The sequence below is a fragment of the Halopiger djelfimassiliensis genome (genome assembly GCF_000455365.1).
GTDB classification, from domain to species: Archaea; Halobacteriota; Halobacteria; order Halobacteriales; family Natrialbaceae; genus Halopiger_B; species Halopiger_B djelfimassiliensis.
Genome location: NZ_HG315685.1, coordinates 216,589 through 230,876 on the forward strand (window position 1 = coordinate 216,589; position 14,288 = coordinate 230,876).

Sequence of the window (14,288 nt, forward strand, 5' to 3'; positions counted from 1 at the left end):
CCCAGTTAAGCCGATACACGTGGAAGAATGCCGAGGCTACAGCCCGGGTAACGACTGCCTGTTGGATTTGTAGATATTCAAGACACGCTTTTCCGCTCCGGTGAGTAACATCATGTTATGGAAGCACTTACCTCGAGTCAACAAGACCAGGAACTCTCGGCGGACACCATCCTCGAGTTGCTGGCGAACCGACGGCGGCGGTACCTCCTCTATGCACTTCGGGGGCGGGACGGACCGATCGAGCTGTCCTCGCTTGCCGAGCAGGTCGCCGGCTGGGAACACGACGTTCACCCGGACGAAGTCGCGAAAAACGAGTACAAGAGCGTCTACGTCTCGTCGGTACAGTGCCACGTCCCGAAACTGGCCGACGCGGGCGTCGTCGACCACGACGAGGACAATCACACCGTCGTCCTCTCGGACAACTTCGAGCAACTCGAACCCTACCTCCGGATCGTCGTTCAGGACGAACCGGAAAACTCGACGTTACACGCCGCGCTCGAGACGGAATCCGGCGAGGGGTTCTTCAGCCAGATCCGGGAGAACGTCGCCCGACTCAAACAATGACTACTCCCCGGCAGTTGCAAGCACGGCGTTGATAACGGGTGATTAGTCGACGACGACTCGAGGCTCGGTGTGCGGATGCGATCCGGTTCGGTCTGCGCTGGTCCCACCACGTTGCTCCCAGTGTTCGGGATCGATTCTCCCGATTTCGAAGCCCGTACTCGTTTCGTATCCCGGTGTTACGATTCGGCGACCGCCGACTGAACTGCTCGGAAGCCGTTGGATCGGTGTCCCGACCGCCGTCTCGTCTCGAGGGCGGGTTCAAACTCGCCCTCGAGACGTGTCTCTGGCTCACGTTATTCGCCGGAGAAATGGGCTCGGGCGGGTTCGAACCACCGACCTCGGCCTTGTAAGGGCCGCGTCATGACCAGCTAGACCACGAGCCCGCATCCGTACTGAATCACCCCGCCCGAATAACCTTTACTTTCTCGTCTCACACTAGCTTCGCATGGCTTTCGAGCGCGTCTGGAAGGGGTTGCTCGCCGGTGTCGGCCTCGCGGTTCTCGCAGTAGTGCTCGTTCAGGCCGGTCTCATTCCCGTCGTCGGCAGCGACGAAGGGACGGTTCGGGTCGTCGACGAGGACGACGACCGCGATCCAAAGGCCACGATCGCCGTCGACGTCGCCGACACCGCGTCCGAACGGTACACCGGGCTCAGCGATCACGACTCCCTCGAGGACGGCGAGGGTATGCTGTTCGTCCACTCCACCGAGGCCGAACGGACGTACGTGATGCGCGAGATGGAGTTCGACATCGACATCGTCTTCATCGGTGCCGACCGCGAGATCACGTCGATCGAACACGCCCGGGCCCCCGAACCCGGTGAGGACGGCGATGATCTCCGGTATACCGGCCGGGCACAGTGGGTGCTCGAGGTCCCGCGTGGCTACACGAACGAGACGGGGATCGAGGCCGGTGACGAAGTCGAGATCGATCTCGATTCGGGCGACGGACTCAGCCTTTCGGTTGCGTCCGAGGCTGCCCCGGAAGCGGAGTCGGCGACCGCGAGTACCGGCTGAATCGTTTCGATTCGTAGCAAACGCTTATTGGCGGCGGTCCCGGAGGCGGACGTGATGAGCGGCGTCGACTGGGAGAAAGACGATCCGTTCGAGGAACAGCGGGAGGAGATCGAGAACCCGATGAAGCGGCTGTTTTTCGAATACGGGCGGGAGTACTGGGGGGCTGCGGCCGTCGGCGTCATTGCGAGCGTTTTCGCCCGCATCCTCGATCTGCTGCCGGCGCTCATGCTCGGTATCGCGATCGACGCGGTGATCCGACAGGAGGTCGGCTACGCGGAATCGTTCCCGATCGGCGAGGGCCTCGTGGCTCCGTACGTCCCCGCCGACCGGATGGCCCAGTTCTGGCTGACGATCGCCATCATCGCGGGCGCGTTCCTCTTTAGCGCCGTCTTTCACTGGACTCGAAACTGGGGGTTCAACACCTTTGCCCAGAACATCCAGCACGACATCCGGACCGACACCTACGACAAGATGCAGCGGTTGAACATGTCGTTTTTCGCCGACAAGCAGACCGGCGAGATGATGTCGATCCTCTCGAACGACGTCAACCGCCTCGAGAAGTTCCTCAACGACGGGATGAACTCGCTGTTCCGGATGGTCGTGATGGTCGCCGGGATCGGCGCACTCCTGTTTGCGATCAACTGGCAACTCGCGCTCGTGGCGCTGTTTCCGGTCCCGCTGATCGCGGCCTTTACCGCGCTGTTTATCAGGATCATCCAGCCCAAGTACGCGACCGTCCGCTCAACGGTCGGGAAGGTCAACTCGCGACTCGAGAACAACCTCGGCGGGATCGCCGTCATCAAATCGAGCACGACCGAGGAGTACGAGTCCGACCGCGTCGAGGACGTCTCCCGGGAGTACTTCGACGCCAACTGGGACGCGATTCGGACGCGGATCAAGTTCTTCCCCGCGCTGCGAGTGTTGGCGGGTCTCGGGTTCGTCATCACGTTCGTCGTCGGGGGCCTCTGGGTCGTCGACGGCCCGCCGGGGCCGTTCACGGGCGAGCTCAGCGAGGGGATGTTCGTCGTGTTCGTTCTCTACACGCAGCGGTTCATCTGGCCGATGGCGCAGTTCGGACAGATCATAAACATGTATCAGCGCGCTCGCGCTTCCTCGGCGCGCATTTTCGGGCTGATGGACGAACCGGACCGCGTCGGCGAGGATCCCGAGGCGACGGAACTCGAGGTCTCCGAGGGCCGCGTCGCGTACGATCACGTCACGTTCGGGTACGACGAGGACGAACCCATCGTCGAGGACATCGATTTCACCGCCGAGGGCGGCGAGACGGTCGCGCTGGTCGGTCCCACCGGGGCCGGCAAGTCGACGGTCCTCAAACTCCTGCTCCGGATGTACGACGTCGACGACGGAGCGATTCGGATCGATGGACAGGACGTCCGGAACGTAACCCTTCGAAGCCTCCGCCGATCGCTGGGGTACGTCAGTCAGGACACCTTCCTGTTTTACGGCACCGTCGAGGAGAACATCAGGTACGGGAACTTCGACGCCGACCGCGAGGCCGTGATCGAGGCGGCGAAGATGGCCGAAGCCCACGAGTTCATCCGGAACTTGCCCGACGGGTACGATACCGAAGTCGGCGAGCGCGGCGTCAAACTCTCGGGCGGGCAACGACAGCGGATTTCGATCGCCAGAGCCATCCTCGAGGATCCGGACGTCCTCGTGTTAGACGAGGCGACAAGCGACGTCGACACCGAGACGGAGATGTTGATCCAGCGTTCGATCGACGACCTCGCCGAGGATCGGACCACGTTCGCGATCGCCCATCGCCTCTCGACGATCAAGGACGCCGATCGGATACTGGTCCTCGAGGGCGGCGAAATCGTCGAACGCGGGACCCACGAGGAACTGCTTGCCAACGACGGCCTTTACTCACACCTCTGGGGGGTTCAGGCCGGCGAAATCGACGAACTACCCGAGGAGTTTATCGAACGCGCCCAGCGCCGACAGGCGCGGACGGAAATTGACGTCGGCGACGATGACGACTGAAGCGCACGGCGCACACGCGACCGATCAGAACGACTGTTGTTCCTGCTGGTCGTCCTGTCCGGGTGCGCCCTCGTCCTGTCGTTGCTCGCCGACCGCGGGCGGCGTGCGGTCGCTGTAGTTTTTCCGACCGATGGCTTCGTCGCCGACCATGTTCATGATCGCCCCTTCGACCTGGTCTGCGTCCTGATACTCGTCCTCGTTCAACGGCTCGAGGAGTTCTTCGAGGGTCGCTTCGCCGTCGCTAATCCCGATCGTTCGGTCGCCGTACTCCTCGAATAACTCGTCCTCGCTCAGCGGATAGTCCGCGGACTCGAGGTCGTCCTCGAGGTCGCCGAGTTCGATGCCGAGTTTGCGATCGTCGTCGGACATACGCGCCAGTAGCCCCAGTGAGCGGAAACCGGTTGGCCCTGCGTTCGCCACCGCTGGCGTCGATTGCGTCGCCGAAAGCGCGGAAGTTTCATGTCCGCCCCGCGGGAGTACTCGGGCATGCGCTTACGCGATGCGACGTGGACGGACGTCCGCGATTGCGAGACGGACCTCGCGGTCGTCCCCGTCGGCAGCACGGAACAGCACGGCCCGCACGCTCCCCTCGGAACCGATGTCGTGACGGCGGAGGCGGTCGCCGACGCCGGGATCGAGCGCGTCGATCACGAGGTCGCGTGCGCACCGGTGATTCCGATCGGCGTCGCCGAAGAGCACCGGCAGTTCCCCGGTACGATGTGGGTCTCGGCCGAGACCTTCCGGAACTACGTCCGCGAGGCCGTCGAGAGCCTCGCCCACCACGGCCTCGACCGCGTCGTCCTCGTCAACGGCCACGGCGGCAACGTCGACGCCCTGCGGGAGGTCGGCGGGCGAATCACGCGCGACGGCGACGCCTACGCCGTTCCGTTCACGTGGTTCGAGGCCGTCGGGGAGCACTCGGCGGAGATGGGCCACGGCGGCCCCCTCGAGACGGCTCTCCTCCGGCACTGCGCGCCGGAGCTCGTTCGCGAGGATCGGATCGACGAGGCCCGCGCCGGGCGCGCCGAGGGCTGGGGCGACTGGGTGAGCTATTCAAATCTGGCCTACGATGCGGCGGAGTTTACGGAAAACGGCGTCGTCGGCGATCCGCAGGCGGGAGACGAGCGCCGCGGGGAGGAACTGCTCGAGCTGGCGGGCGATGCGCTGGCGCGACTGCTCGAGGCCGTCGCGGAGCGCGACGTTTCGCGTCCCGAGCGACGGGAGTAGTGACGAGGACGGGATCCGCTTTCAGGAGGGGACTTCGAATTCGGCGTGGCCGACAGCCAACGGAACGATCACTCGTCGTCGGCGTCTGTCTCGGTTTCCGTTTCCTCGTTTTCGTCGGCGTCAGGACCCGCGTCCTCGAGCGTGCCGCGAAGCGCCGGAATCGTCGAGGTGAGGTCGCTCACTTGGTCGCCGGCCGCGGAGATGTCCGCGATCGCGTCCTCGAGATCGGCGATCTCCGCCTCGAGATCGTCGGCGTCCTCGAAGGCGTCGGCCCGCTGGCCCATGGTGAACCACTTCTTGGCGTCCCGGAGGTGGTCCTCCGCATCGCCGGCTTCCAGCGCGGAGTTGAGTCCGTTGAGCACGCCCAACACGTTGTCGGCGTCGGTCTCCCAGACGTCGTCGGCCGCCGGCAGCGCGTCCCACCCCTGCTCGAGCGAGGCCTCGACGTCCTCGCGCATCTCGTTTGCGGCTTCGCCGAACAGTTCCTCGTCGTCGCCGAATGTCGCTTGGCTCATGTGACCTCTTTCACGGGCACCGGGGTTAAAAGGTCGCCCGAAAGTGAAAGTGAAAATTCCCTCGAGCGGATCGGTATCGCCCGATCGGCCGCGGCATTTCGAAAGGGAGGTCCTCGGCGATGTGGCGGTCCGTTCCGGTTCGGTACTCGATCGGCCCGGGCGGGTCCCCCGTGGAGCGAGGATCCGCCGGCTCCGGCGAACGCAATGTGACGGCTCCGACCGATCAGTTACGGACGGATTCGACGCGCATCAGCGGGTAACCGTCTTCCATTTCCATCCGCGTCACCACCGCACAGCCCTCGTAGTCGACGACGATTTCGACCTCGAGGAACCGCCCGGTCAGTTCGGTGTAGTCGGCCGCCGCCCCCTCGAGTGCGGCCTCGAGTTCGTCGGTGCGAACGTCGACCGTGACGGCGCGACAGTGGGGCTGGTTCTCGATCGCCTCTTCCATCGCCTGCGCGAGACTCGGCGCGCTCGCCGGCGAAACCGGCGTGCCGGCGAACTGGTGGTACAGCGTCCCGAACTTGATTCCGGCCTCGAAACAGGCCGCCTCGGCGGCGGTCGGGTCGTCGTCGGAACTCATACGCGGGACCTCGCGTGCGGTCGGGAAGGGGATTCCGATCCGCCGACCCGCGCGAGCCACGCTGTCTCGCGGCCGTGCGTGTGCCACCGACGGCCGCACCGAACCCGAACCGCATGGTACTTATCGACGCTTTCCCTCCACCCGAACGAATGGCTCAGTCCGTCCTGCTCACGGGGGCTGCGGGGCGTGTGGGAGAGGCGATCCTCGACGACCTCGCGGACGAGCACGAGTGGCGCTTGTTGGATCGGGACCCGCCGACGGAGGACCAACCGGGCGAGTTCGTCGTCGCGGACATCACCGACGACGACGCGGTCCGGGAGGCGATGGAGGGGGTCGACGTCGTGTTACACCTCGCGGGCGATCCCCGTCCGGAAGCGCCCTGGGACAGCGTTCTGACGAACAACATCGACGGCACGCGAACGGTCTTCGAGGCTGCCGTCGACGCCGGCGTCGAGAAAGTCGCGTTCGCTTCGTCGAACCACGCGGTCGGGGCCTACGAAACCGAAGAACGAACGCCCGAGATGTATCGGGAAGACGACGAGTATCGCCTCGACGGGACGGAGCTTCCCCGACCGGGAAACCTCTATGGCGTCTCGAAGGCCGCCGGCGAAACGCTCGGGCGCTACTATCACGACGAGTACGGCCTGTCGGTCGTCTGCGTTCGCATCGGCAACCTCACGAAGGACCACCCGCCGATCGATTACGAGCGCGGGCAGGCGATGTGGCTCTCCTACCGGGACTGTGCGCACCTGTTCGACCGCTGTATCCGCGCTGACTACGGCTACGAGATCGTCTACGGAATCTCCGACAACGACCGCAAGTACTACTCGATCGATCGCGCTCGAGAAGTGCTGGGGTACGAGCCGCGTGACAACTCCGCGCGACACGACTGACTCCCGGTTCGGAAGGCTCCCGTCGAGTCGGCGCGCTTACGACGACTCGAGGGAACACGCGGGACTGCAGAATTCGTTTTCGGCCGCGTTGGCGTCGGGATATGCCTTGAATTCGTCGCCACACTGCTCGCACGTGACGGTATCGAACTCGGACATCGGTCCCAGCTAGTCGGTCTCGAGTCCGAAAACGTACTGGATCACGATTCGTCCGTGGGTTCGAAGAGGCCGTCGACGTCCGCCTCCCGTGACCGACGTCGGCCGACGTGGTCCGTCAGCCGCTGGTAGACGAGCCCCCGGTGCTCGCGCTCGCGGACGAAGTCAAACAGCAACGCGATAAACCGGCTGTCGTCGTCGCCCGCCTCGAGATCCTGCTCGGCGTAGCGACGCGCCCGTTCGAGCGGGGTCGTGTCGAACCCCAGCGCTTCGCCGAGGACGACCGCCGCGATCGCCGTCGGCCGGAACCCGAGCGTCGCGAGCGCCGGCGTGTCTCCCTCGTGTTCGATCGGAACCGGCGGTCGCCGCTCGACGAGTTCGGGGTCGGCTGCGAGGCGCTCGAGGGACGATCGAAGCGGCGGAAGGTCGACGTCGCGGTGTGTCGACGGCAGGCCGTCGAGGTAGCCGCGTGCGCTCTCGGCCAGCCCGACGGCCCCCGCCCAGTTTCGCTCGCGGGCGTGATAGACGGCGGCGGTCGCCTGAATCAACCCGTGGAGCAACCGCTCGTCGTCGGTGCCGTCCTCGAGATCGAGCCAGAGCCCTTCCCATGCGTCGTGGGCGGCGTGGTAGTAGCCGTCGTTGTAGATGGCGGCTCCGGCCCGGAGGTGATCGCGCATACGTTCCATTAGGGATCGAGGCTCGAGATACTGTCGGAGTGGTCGCGGCGAAACAGTGAGGCCGGATACGTGCCGCCTCCGGCAGGGCGGGCAGACAACCGTCGAAACGGGAGACGGGACGCCGAGCGAGCGCCCCTGCCGGTTACTGGCCGCCACCGGTCCGGGCGGGACTCGAGATGTCGCCGTCTCTCCCTATTATTATACGCCGCGTTCCTGCGTTTGTGGCCGGCTATTCGGGAGATAAGCCGATCCTACGGGGACCCGTTACTCGTCGAACCCGTCTTCCCACCGGAACCGGCCGTTGCGCTGGATCACGTCGCCGTCGATCTCGAGCCGGGAGTCCTCGCTGACGTCGGTGATCATGTCGACGTGGACCGCGGAGTCGTTGCCCGACTCGCCGTCGGGGTGGTTCGCGTCGTAGGCCCGCCCGAGCGCCAGGTGAACCGTCTCGCCCATCTTCTCGTCGAAGAGGATGTTGTCCGTGTAGCGGTCGATGCCGCGGTTCATGCCGATCCCCAGTTCGCCCAGCCGACGGGCCCCCGCGTCTGTCTCGAGGATCTCGCCGATCACCGACGCGCCCTGATCGGCGTCGTAGTCGACGACCTCGCCGTCGTCGAACTCGAGGCGGACGTTCCGGACGGCTTCGCCCCGCAGCGTCATCGGGACATCGAAAACCACCTCGCCGTCGGTGGCGTACGGCGCGGTGAAGACCTCGCCGCTGGGAAGGTTGTGCGAGTCGTAGGCGACGGAGGCGGCGCTGTTGACGGCGGTTCGGTCGTCGATTCGCATCGTCAGGTCGGTCTCGCCCGAGACGAGCCGAACCTCCGAGCCGTCATCGAGACGCGTTTTGAGTCGGTCCATCTCCTCGGCCAGGGACTCCCAGTCCCGGAGGATCGCGTCGTAGGCGAACTCGCGGTACTCCTCGTATGCCATGTTGGCTTGCTGGGCCAGCGAGCGGGTCGGATGGACCGTCGAGACCCAGCGCGTGTCGTAGCGCGCTTCTCGGATCTCGGAGCGAGCGCTGCGGTAGTCCCGGCGCGTCTCGCCGGGGACGTCCGCGGTCGCGCTGGTGTTTCGACCGCCGCCAAGCGAAAGGAAGACGTCGGCCGCCTCGAGCAAGGCGAGTTCGTGGTCGGGGTTTCGATCGAAGTCGTCGTCGTGGGCGCGGAGGTAGGCCCGCGTAACCTCGCCGGAACGGTAGGTCGCAAGCAGGTTCGCGCCGCGTTCGCCGAGTTTCTCGGCGACTGCGACCGCCAGTTCGTGAGCCTCGGGACCGACGGAGAGCACGACGTTGTCGCCCTCTTCGACGCGAGCGCTCCAGTCGACCAGTACTGCCGCGTGTTCGCGGACGCGTTCGTCCATACCGGTGCATACGAACGATCACACAAAACCCTCTCCGTGTCGATCCGGACGGGGCCCTGTCGATCAGACCGGTGTTTGCGTCGCGTCGGCTCCGGTGTGGGAGCGAACGAGCGCGACGACGGCGTAGACGACCGGCGTATCGAGCACGGCGATGGCGAGTTTCAGCAGGTACTGACCGACGATCAACCCGAGCAACACCTCGTTCGGCGGCACTTCGCCGACGCCGAGGACGGCGGGACCGACGAAAAACGCGATCGAGACGAAGATGACGGTGTCGATGGCCTGGCTGGTCCCGGTCGAGGCGATGTTGCGAAGCCAGAGCCGTTCGGGACCGGTTCGATCGCGGAGACGATGGAAGAGCCAGACGTCCCAGTTCTGACTGACGACGTACGCGAACAGGCTGCCGAGAACGACGGTCGTCGACGCGCCAAGCGCCGTCGCGAACGCGTCGGGATCGACGCCCGCCCCGGCGGCGGGCGCGGCGATCGTCGTCCAGACGAGCGCGAGGACGACGAAGTTCAACGCGAAGCCGACGTTGACGACGATCTGGGCCGCGCGCTTGCCGTACAGTTCCGTGTAACAGTCGCTTGCGAGAAACGTAAGCGCGTACGCAAGCGCCGCACCCGGCAACTGGAGTTGTGCTCCCGTAATCGGCAACGCCACGGGGAGTTCGAACGCGAGTACTTTGGAGGCGGTCAACTGGGCGGTCACGAGCGCTGCGACGAACAGTCCGATCAGCGATACCTGTGCGATCGTGGGGGCGGACGTATCGCGAGTGTGGCTCATACCGCCGCGTCTCGAGCGTATCTACCTAAACGGTACTATTCAAAACGGATTCGAATACGCACTGAGGAATCACAGTCGATGAGCGGATATCGACGGTTGCAGCTCGGGGGCGCTTCTGGACGGATGGGCGCTTTCGAATGTCCGATATCCGTGACTGTCGTCCGTCCGTGTCCCTCGATGGCGGGATGCTGGTCTCGTGGGGACCGATCGAACGATCGCAACAGCTCCGTTCGGAGGCGTTGAGCAACTCCCTTCGAACGGAGACCGCCGTCGTTTCGGATCGGTAGCCAATCCTGCTCCCCGATATCCTGGAATCAAAACCGACGTAACGGAACTATGTGGGGCAATTATCTTATTTTCGAAAGTGGAATTGTAACACAACTGTTATACGTGTAGCGGCAGTCCGTACGGTTGCAATGGCGAAAGGAAACGTTGATTTCTTCAACGACACAGGCGGTTACGGTTTCATTTCGACGGACGACGCGGACGACGACGTATTCTTCCACATGGAAGACGTTGGCGGTCCGGACCTCGAAGAAGGCACAGAGATCGAATTCGACATCGAACAGGCCCCCAAGGGCCCCCGCGCCACCAACGTCACCCGCCTGTAAGACGGCATCTCGCGTTCGGTAACGGGTTTCACAGTTCGACTATTAATTCTTCGGTCACTCGACGACGAGTCGGTAGTATCGACTTCCGTGACCGTTTTCGCTACCGAAACCGGTGTGACGGCCAATACGGGATTAGTTCGCCTGAAACCGGTCTCGTGGGTGTGATACGCGATAGATAACAAATAGTCGGACGCTTGGTGTGATCACATGGGTGAAACATGGACGATCTGACCGGGTTCCAGCGGGATCTGCTGTACGTGATCGCCGGGGCCGATCAACCGTCCGGCCAGGACGTGAAAGACGAGATCGAGACCTACTACAGTGCCGATATCAACCACGGCCGGCTGTATCCGAACCTCGATACGCTCGTCAACAAAGAACTCGTCGAGAAGGGGCAACTCGACCGCCGAACGAACTACTACGCGATCAGCGAGAACGGGCTTCAGGAGATCGAAGAGCGCCGGGAGTGGGAGCGTCAGCACGTCGAATTCTGAATCGCCGCCGTTCGGATCTGAACCGCCGCCCGTCGCTCGGCATCACTGAGTGTGGCTGAGTATCATGCTAGTCTGGGACAACCTTATTGGCGGGGGCGGGCATACTCCCGTGCATGCGGTTCGTTATCATCGGTGCCGGACGGGTTGGCCTGCGGACGGCACGCGTCCTGCGCGACGAGGACCACGACGTGACGATCGTCGAGCGCGACGAACCGAAGGTCAGGCGTGCCCGCAACGAGGGGTTTTCAGTCGTCGATGGCGACGGCTCCCGCGAGACGATACTCGAGGACGCCGGCATCAGGGAAGCCGACGCGCTCGGTGCGTTGACCGGCGACCTGAACGTCAACTTCACTGCCTGTATGATCGCCAACCACTACGGCTGCCGGACGATCATGCGCATCGACGAGGCCTACCGGGAAGGGATCTACCGGAAGTACGCCGACGAGGTCGACGAGGTGATCTACCCCGAACGACTGGGCGCGATCGGCGCGAAAAACGCCCTGCTGGGCGGGACGATCCGCGCGATCGCGGACATCGCCCAGCACCTGCAGATCGTCGAACTCACACTCACCGACGAGGCTCCCGTCAACGGATACACGATCAGCGAACTGCAACTGCCCGCCGACGCGACCATGCTCGCGTTCGGCAAACGGGGACAGCCACTCGAGATTCCCACCGAGGATCTCTCGCTCGAGGACGGCGATCGACTCGTCGTGCTCGCGGACTTCGACGTATTGAGCGAGGTCAGACAGTTGCTTGTCGGCGAGACGGCGGGCCGTGCGGCACGGAACGCGGGGTCGGGTTCGGGTCCCGGAGGTGTCAACTGATGGTTACAGCATTCGTTATGGTCAAGGCGAACACGGGCGAGGCGGACCGACTACGAGACGACATCAAAACGATCGAGGGTGTCCAAGCGGCTCACATCGTCGCGGGCGATGTCGACATCATCGCGAAAGCGCGGGTGGATACACCCGCCGAGGTCAAGGAGATCGCGGCAACCCACATTCAGGGGATCGACGGCGTCGAGGACACACAGACGTACATCGCGATGGATTAAGGCAGATCGCTAGCGCCAGCTCCGGCCGCAGTTTCCAATCCTCCAGCTACAGTTACGCCGAGAGCGCGCCGAGTTCGATCGACCCGTCTCCGGTCGTCAGTGAGAGCGAGTGCGTGCCGTCGCCGAGCGTTCCGGAGACGCTCGAGTCGGTCGGTTCCGGAAGTTCGAGTCCGTCGACCTCGACGGAGCCATCCTCCGTCGTCGCCGTGACCGTGGCGTCGAGTGTCGGTGCCAGTGCGGCGTCGATACTGCCGTCTTCGGTACTGATTTCGACGGTACCGTCGACGGCCGCGACGTCAGCTTCGATCGAGCCGTCTTCGGTCGTCGCCCGTTCGATTTCGTCGACGTTCCGAGCCGTGATCGATCCGTCACCGGTCGACAGGGACACCGCACCGGCTACGTTCTGCGCAGTCAGACTTCCGGATTCGGTATCGAGGGTCGGATCTCCGCTCACGTCGCGTACCTCGATGGAACCGGAACCCGTCTCGAGTCGGGCGACCGCGACGTCCGGGGGACAGGTCACCGTCCAACCGACCGTGACCCGATCGAAATCGACGTCACCGTCGGTGTCGGGTTCGAGACGGAGTTCTCCGTCGGACTCGGTCGCCGCAATCGAGACGGACTCTACGTCGTCGTTCGAGGGGCCGTGAACCGTGATCTCGGCCTCGACGACGTCTTCGTCGGTCCCTTCCACGGTGATCGATCCGTCCGGGTTATCGACGGAGAGTTCCGTTCCGTCGTCGACGGCGTACGTTTTCGCTTCACTCCGCTGCTGGTGCTCGAAGCGGTCGAGCTCGAAGAGACAACCTGCTAGCGAGGTCAGCAGCCCGCCTGCCGTTCCGGCGAGTACGTGCCGTCGGTCCATACCTCGGCGTTCGTATTACTTGTCCAAAACTTCCCGGGTCGATTATAGCGAGCAAAGATTGCGTCCCGACCGCGGACGGTACCAGCCGATGGACCGTTCAGCCGGCACTCCTCGTTCGATCCGAACAGGAGGGGCGCGGAATCGTGACCGAGCACACTCACATCGGCATGCCGCCTCCATCGGGGCCGCTGCTGGTCTCCCCTTCGGCCGCCTGCTGGCCGCGGTTCTGGGCGTTCTCGAGCAGCGTCGCGGCTTCGCCGCGGTACTCGTAGCCCGGGATGATTCCCTGAGCGAAGGTCCCTTCGACGTACTCGATGAGCGCCTTGGCGTCATCGACGCCCTCGCCGGCGTCCCAGGCGAGGTACTCGAGCGTGACGGTGACGGTGTCGTCCCCGCGTTCGACGGCGGGTTCTTCGTGGGTACTCGTGTGGGCAACGGTGAAGACGTCCTGCAGGCGGCGCTCGAGGGTCTCGAACCAGCCGTCCTCGACGACCGGAGCGACGGTCTCGTCGGCGACGGCGGCGTCGAGCGTGGGCAGGAACACGGTAACCGTAACCCAGACGTCGCGCGGATCCTCCGCGTCGACCGCGGTTACCGTGGCGTCGAACACGGTCGTGGTGAGTTCGTAGCCACCATCACCGCGTTCGAACGCGTCGTGGGTCTCGAGTTCGCGTTCAGCGGCGGCCGGTAGGTTGGTCATTATCGTCGGGAACGGGCGTGACGGAAAAGGGTGTTACGTTGTTTCGACGGCCGATCGAGTTCGATTCCGGTGGCCGTCGTCGGCACCGTTTCGCGGCGCTAGTCGCCGGTTACGGACGAAAACGTCGCACATTACTACGGGGGAGACCCCCGTCTCTCGTCGGCATGACTCTCGACAGAGCCGCCGCCGAACGCCGCCGATTCGCTCGTCTCCTCGGGACGGACGGGGAACTCGGATCGGGGTTGCCGATCGGAACCGGATCGTCCCGCGAGACCCATCGAACGGACGACGAAGATGGAAACGAACGCGTACACGAGACGGACCGCGAGCACGATACCGGCTCCGGCGACCGTTAGCCGTCGTCGCGGTCCGAAAGGAACGCGCTGAGCGCCGTCGCGACTTCTTCGAAGTCCTTGACCGTGAGCCCGTCCGTCGTGACGAAGACGCCGTCGTTGTCCGAGGTCACGCGAATCAGGAAGCCGTTATCGAAGACCCGAATGGTGTAGTTGTACTCGCCCAGCTCCGACCCCTCGTAGGCGGTCCGGGCGGTCTTGAACCCGCGCCACTCGTGGCCGATAAACGTCGAGAGGTCGGCGTCGCGCTCGAGATCCTCGCGGAGGTAGACCTGTTCGTAGTCGTCGCGAGTGAAGTAGGTAACCGATCGGAGACTGTCGCCGATCGCCGTCCGGCAGGTCGTGACGATCCGATCGGCCGTTTCCGGCGTGAGTAGCCCTGTACCCATACCCGGGTGGTCGAACCCCGATCCCTTAACGGCGGGGGCT

19 protein-coding genes and 1 tRNA gene are annotated in these 14,288 nt (G+C 64.3%); 10 read left to right on the forward strand and 10 right to left on the reverse strand.

The window, feature by feature from the left end; translation table 11 throughout:
- Positions 1–117: 117 nt before the first annotated feature.
- A complete protein-coding gene (locus TX80_RS06935) occupies positions 118–564 on the forward strand; it encodes a DUF7344 domain-containing protein (protein WP_049922397.1) in 447 nt (148 codons plus the stop codon).
- 309 nt (positions 565–873) lie between these two features.
- Here TX80_RS06935 and TX80_RS06940 read toward each other — a convergent pair.
- A tRNA-Val gene (locus TX80_RS06940) sits at positions 874–947 on the reverse strand.
- Positions 948–1,009: 62 nt separating this feature from the next.
- On the opposite strand from TX80_RS06940, the gene TX80_RS06945 reads away from it, so the two are divergent.
- Together TX80_RS06945 and TX80_RS06950 are read left to right on the forward strand one after the other, a co-directional pair.
- Positions 1,010–1,579: a DUF192 domain-containing protein gene (locus tag TX80_RS06945; RefSeq protein WP_081661484.1), complete on the forward strand. Its 570-nt coding sequence runs from the start codon at positions 1,010–1,012 to the stop codon at positions 1,577–1,579.
- Between the two features lie 54 nt (positions 1,580–1,633).
- On the forward strand, positions 1,634–3,583 hold the full coding sequence (locus TX80_RS06950; RefSeq protein ID WP_049923181.1) for an ABC transporter ATP-binding protein: 1,950 nt from the start codon (positions 1,634–1,636) through the stop codon (positions 3,581–3,583).
- A 24-nt stretch (positions 3,584–3,607) separates the two neighbouring features.
- Here TX80_RS06950 and TX80_RS06955 read toward each other — a convergent pair whose 3' ends face one another.
- Entirely contained in the window at positions 3,608–3,952 is a 345-nt protein-coding gene (locus TX80_RS06955) for a DUF5789 family protein (RefSeq protein WP_049922398.1), read from the reverse strand.
- Between the two features lie 117 nt (positions 3,953–4,069).
- On the opposite strand from TX80_RS06955, the gene TX80_RS06960 reads away from it, so the two are divergent.
- Positions 4,070–4,810, forward strand: coding sequence for a creatininase family protein (locus tag TX80_RS06960; protein ID WP_049923182.1), 741 nt, complete (start codon positions 4,070–4,072; stop codon positions 4,808–4,810).
- A gap of 68 nt (positions 4,811–4,878) precedes the next feature.
- Here the strand turns inward: TX80_RS06960 and TX80_RS06965 are convergent, their stop codons facing one another.
- Positions 4,879–5,325 carry a DUF5790 family protein gene (locus TX80_RS06965; protein WP_049922399.1) on the reverse strand — a complete coding sequence of 149 codons (447 nt, stop codon included), beginning with the start codon at positions 5,323–5,325 and terminating at the stop codon, positions 4,879–4,881.
- Between the two features lie 223 nt (positions 5,326–5,548).
- Positions 5,549–5,908, reverse strand: a complete 360-nt coding sequence (locus TX80_RS06970; RefSeq protein WP_049922400.1) for a dihydroneopterin aldolase family protein — start codon at positions 5,906–5,908, stop codon at positions 5,549–5,551.
- A 149-nt stretch (positions 5,909–6,057) separates the two neighbouring features.
- Between TX80_RS06970 and azf the strand changes: the two genes are divergently transcribed.
- The gene (azf, locus tag TX80_RS06975; protein ID WP_049922401.1) at positions 6,058–6,801 is read left to right on the forward strand and encodes an NAD-dependent glucose-6-phosphate dehydrogenase Azf; all 744 of its coding nucleotides are present in this window, start codon (positions 6,058–6,060) and stop codon (positions 6,799–6,801) included.
- A 197-nt stretch (positions 6,802–6,998) separates the two neighbouring features.
- Here azf and TX80_RS06980 read toward each other — a convergent pair whose 3' ends face one another.
- From TX80_RS06980 to TX80_RS06990, 3 genes are all read right to left on the reverse strand, one after another.
- On the reverse strand, positions 6,999–7,631 hold the full coding sequence (locus TX80_RS06980) for a DUF309 domain-containing protein (protein WP_049923183.1): 633 nt from the start codon (positions 7,629–7,631) through the stop codon (positions 6,999–7,001).
- A gap of 264 nt (positions 7,632–7,895) precedes the next feature.
- Positions 7,896–8,993, reverse strand: a complete 1,098-nt coding sequence (locus TX80_RS06985; RefSeq protein ID WP_049922402.1) for an aminopeptidase — start codon at positions 8,991–8,993, stop codon at positions 7,896–7,898.
- Positions 8,994–9,056: 63 nt separating this feature from the next.
- The gene (locus TX80_RS06990; protein WP_049922403.1) at positions 9,057–9,779 is read right to left on the reverse strand and encodes a queuosine precursor transporter; all 723 of its coding nucleotides are present in this window, start codon (positions 9,777–9,779) and stop codon (positions 9,057–9,059) included.
- A gap of 416 nt (positions 9,780–10,195) precedes the next feature.
- Here TX80_RS06990 and TX80_RS06995 point away from each other — a divergent pair, with 416 nt between their 5' ends.
- From TX80_RS06995 to TX80_RS07010, 4 genes are all read left to right on the forward strand, one after another.
- A complete protein-coding gene (locus tag TX80_RS06995; RefSeq protein ID WP_049922404.1) occupies positions 10,196–10,390 on the forward strand; it encodes a cold-shock protein in 195 nt (64 codons plus the stop codon).
- A gap of 218 nt (positions 10,391–10,608) precedes the next feature.
- Positions 10,609–10,884 (forward strand): helix-turn-helix transcriptional regulator, encoded by a 276-nt coding sequence (locus tag TX80_RS07000; RefSeq protein ID WP_049922405.1) that lies wholly within the window; start codon positions 10,609–10,611, stop codon positions 10,882–10,884.
- A gap of 113 nt (positions 10,885–10,997) precedes the next feature.
- Positions 10,998–11,711 (forward strand): potassium channel family protein, encoded by a 714-nt coding sequence (locus TX80_RS07005; protein WP_049922406.1) that lies wholly within the window; start codon positions 10,998–11,000, stop codon positions 11,709–11,711.
- On the forward strand, positions 11,711–11,941 hold the full coding sequence (locus TX80_RS07010; protein ID WP_049922407.1) for an Lrp/AsnC family transcriptional regulator: 231 nt from the start codon (positions 11,711–11,713) through the stop codon (positions 11,939–11,941). Before TX80_RS07005 ends, TX80_RS07010 begins: the two co-directional genes overlap by 1 nt.
- Before the next feature lie 52 nt (positions 11,942–11,993).
- On the opposite strand, the gene TX80_RS07015 is transcribed toward TX80_RS07010, so the two are convergent.
- Both TX80_RS07015 and TX80_RS07020 read right to left on the reverse strand, forming a co-directional pair.
- Positions 11,994–12,806 (reverse strand): DUF4097 family beta strand repeat-containing protein, encoded by an 813-nt coding sequence (locus tag TX80_RS07015; protein WP_049922408.1) that lies wholly within the window; start codon positions 12,804–12,806, stop codon positions 11,994–11,996.
- A gap of 157 nt (positions 12,807–12,963) precedes the next feature.
- Positions 12,964–13,506 carry a DUF5813 family protein gene (locus TX80_RS07020; RefSeq protein WP_049922409.1) on the reverse strand — a complete coding sequence of 181 codons (543 nt, stop codon included), beginning with the start codon at positions 13,504–13,506 and terminating at the stop codon, positions 12,964–12,966.
- A 164-nt stretch (positions 13,507–13,670) separates the two neighbouring features.
- Between TX80_RS07020 and TX80_RS07025 the strand changes: the two genes are divergently transcribed.
- Positions 13,671–13,862, forward strand: coding sequence for a hypothetical protein (locus TX80_RS07025; protein WP_049922410.1), 192 nt, complete (start codon positions 13,671–13,673; stop codon positions 13,860–13,862).
- On the opposite strand, the gene TX80_RS07030 is transcribed toward TX80_RS07025, so the two are convergent.
- A complete protein-coding gene (locus tag TX80_RS07030; RefSeq protein ID WP_049922411.1) occupies positions 13,859–14,248 on the reverse strand; it encodes a DUF7522 family protein in 390 nt (129 codons plus the stop codon). The genes TX80_RS07025 and TX80_RS07030 overlap by 4 nt on opposite strands.
- Positions 14,249–14,288 lie beyond the last annotated feature (40 nt).

Bases quoted from the DNA above. Each gene is read 5' to 3' on its own strand.
- TX80_RS06935 (WP_049922397.1), top strand. From the start codon at position 118: ATGGAAGCACTTACCTCGAGTCAACAAGACCAGGAACTCTCGGCGGAC.
- TX80_RS06945 (WP_081661484.1), top strand. From the start codon at position 1,010: ATGGCTTTCGAGCGCGTCTGGAAGGGGTTGCTCGCCGGTGTCGGCCTC.
- TX80_RS06950 (WP_049923181.1), top strand. From the start codon at position 1,634: ATGAGCGGCGTCGACTGGGAGAAAGACGATCCGTTCGAGGAACAGCGG.
- TX80_RS06955 (WP_049922398.1), bottom strand. From the start codon at position 3,952: ATGTCCGACGACGATCGCAAACTCGGCATCGAACTCGGCGACCTCGAG.
- TX80_RS06960 (WP_049923182.1), top strand. From the start codon at position 4,070: ATGCGCTTACGCGATGCGACGTGGACGGACGTCCGCGATTGCGAGACG.
- TX80_RS06965 (WP_049922399.1), bottom strand. From the start codon at position 5,325: ATGAGCCAAGCGACATTCGGCGACGACGAGGAACTGTTCGGCGAAGCC.
- TX80_RS06970 (WP_049922400.1), bottom strand. From the start codon at position 5,908: ATGAGTTCCGACGACGACCCGACCGCCGCCGAGGCGGCCTGTTTCGAG.
- azf (WP_049922401.1), top strand. From the start codon at position 6,058: ATGGCTCAGTCCGTCCTGCTCACGGGGGCTGCGGGGCGTGTGGGAGAG.
- TX80_RS06980 (WP_049923183.1), bottom strand. From the start codon at position 7,631: ATGCGCGATCACCTCCGGGCCGGAGCCGCCATCTACAACGACGGCTAC.
- TX80_RS06985 (WP_049922402.1), bottom strand. From the start codon at position 8,993: ATGGACGAACGCGTCCGCGAACACGCGGCAGTACTGGTCGACTGGAGC.
- TX80_RS06990 (WP_049922403.1), bottom strand. From the start codon at position 9,779: ATGAGCCACACTCGCGATACGTCCGCCCCCACGATCGCACAGGTATCG.
- TX80_RS06995 (WP_049922404.1), top strand. From the start codon at position 10,196: ATGGCGAAAGGAAACGTTGATTTCTTCAACGACACAGGCGGTTACGGT.
- TX80_RS07000 (WP_049922405.1), top strand. From the start codon at position 10,609: ATGGACGATCTGACCGGGTTCCAGCGGGATCTGCTGTACGTGATCGCC.
- TX80_RS07005 (WP_049922406.1), top strand. From the start codon at position 10,998: ATGCGGTTCGTTATCATCGGTGCCGGACGGGTTGGCCTGCGGACGGCA.
- TX80_RS07010 (WP_049922407.1), top strand. From the start codon at position 11,711: ATGGTTACAGCATTCGTTATGGTCAAGGCGAACACGGGCGAGGCGGAC.
- TX80_RS07015 (WP_049922408.1), bottom strand. From the start codon at position 12,806: ATGGACCGACGGCACGTACTCGCCGGAACGGCAGGCGGGCTGCTGACC.
- TX80_RS07020 (WP_049922409.1), bottom strand. From the start codon at position 13,506: ATGACCAACCTACCGGCCGCCGCTGAACGCGAACTCGAGACCCACGAC.
- TX80_RS07025 (WP_049922410.1), top strand. From the start codon at position 13,671: ATGACTCTCGACAGAGCCGCCGCCGAACGCCGCCGATTCGCTCGTCTC.
- TX80_RS07030 (WP_049922411.1), bottom strand. From the start codon at position 14,248: ATGGGTACAGGGCTACTCACGCCGGAAACGGCCGATCGGATCGTCACG.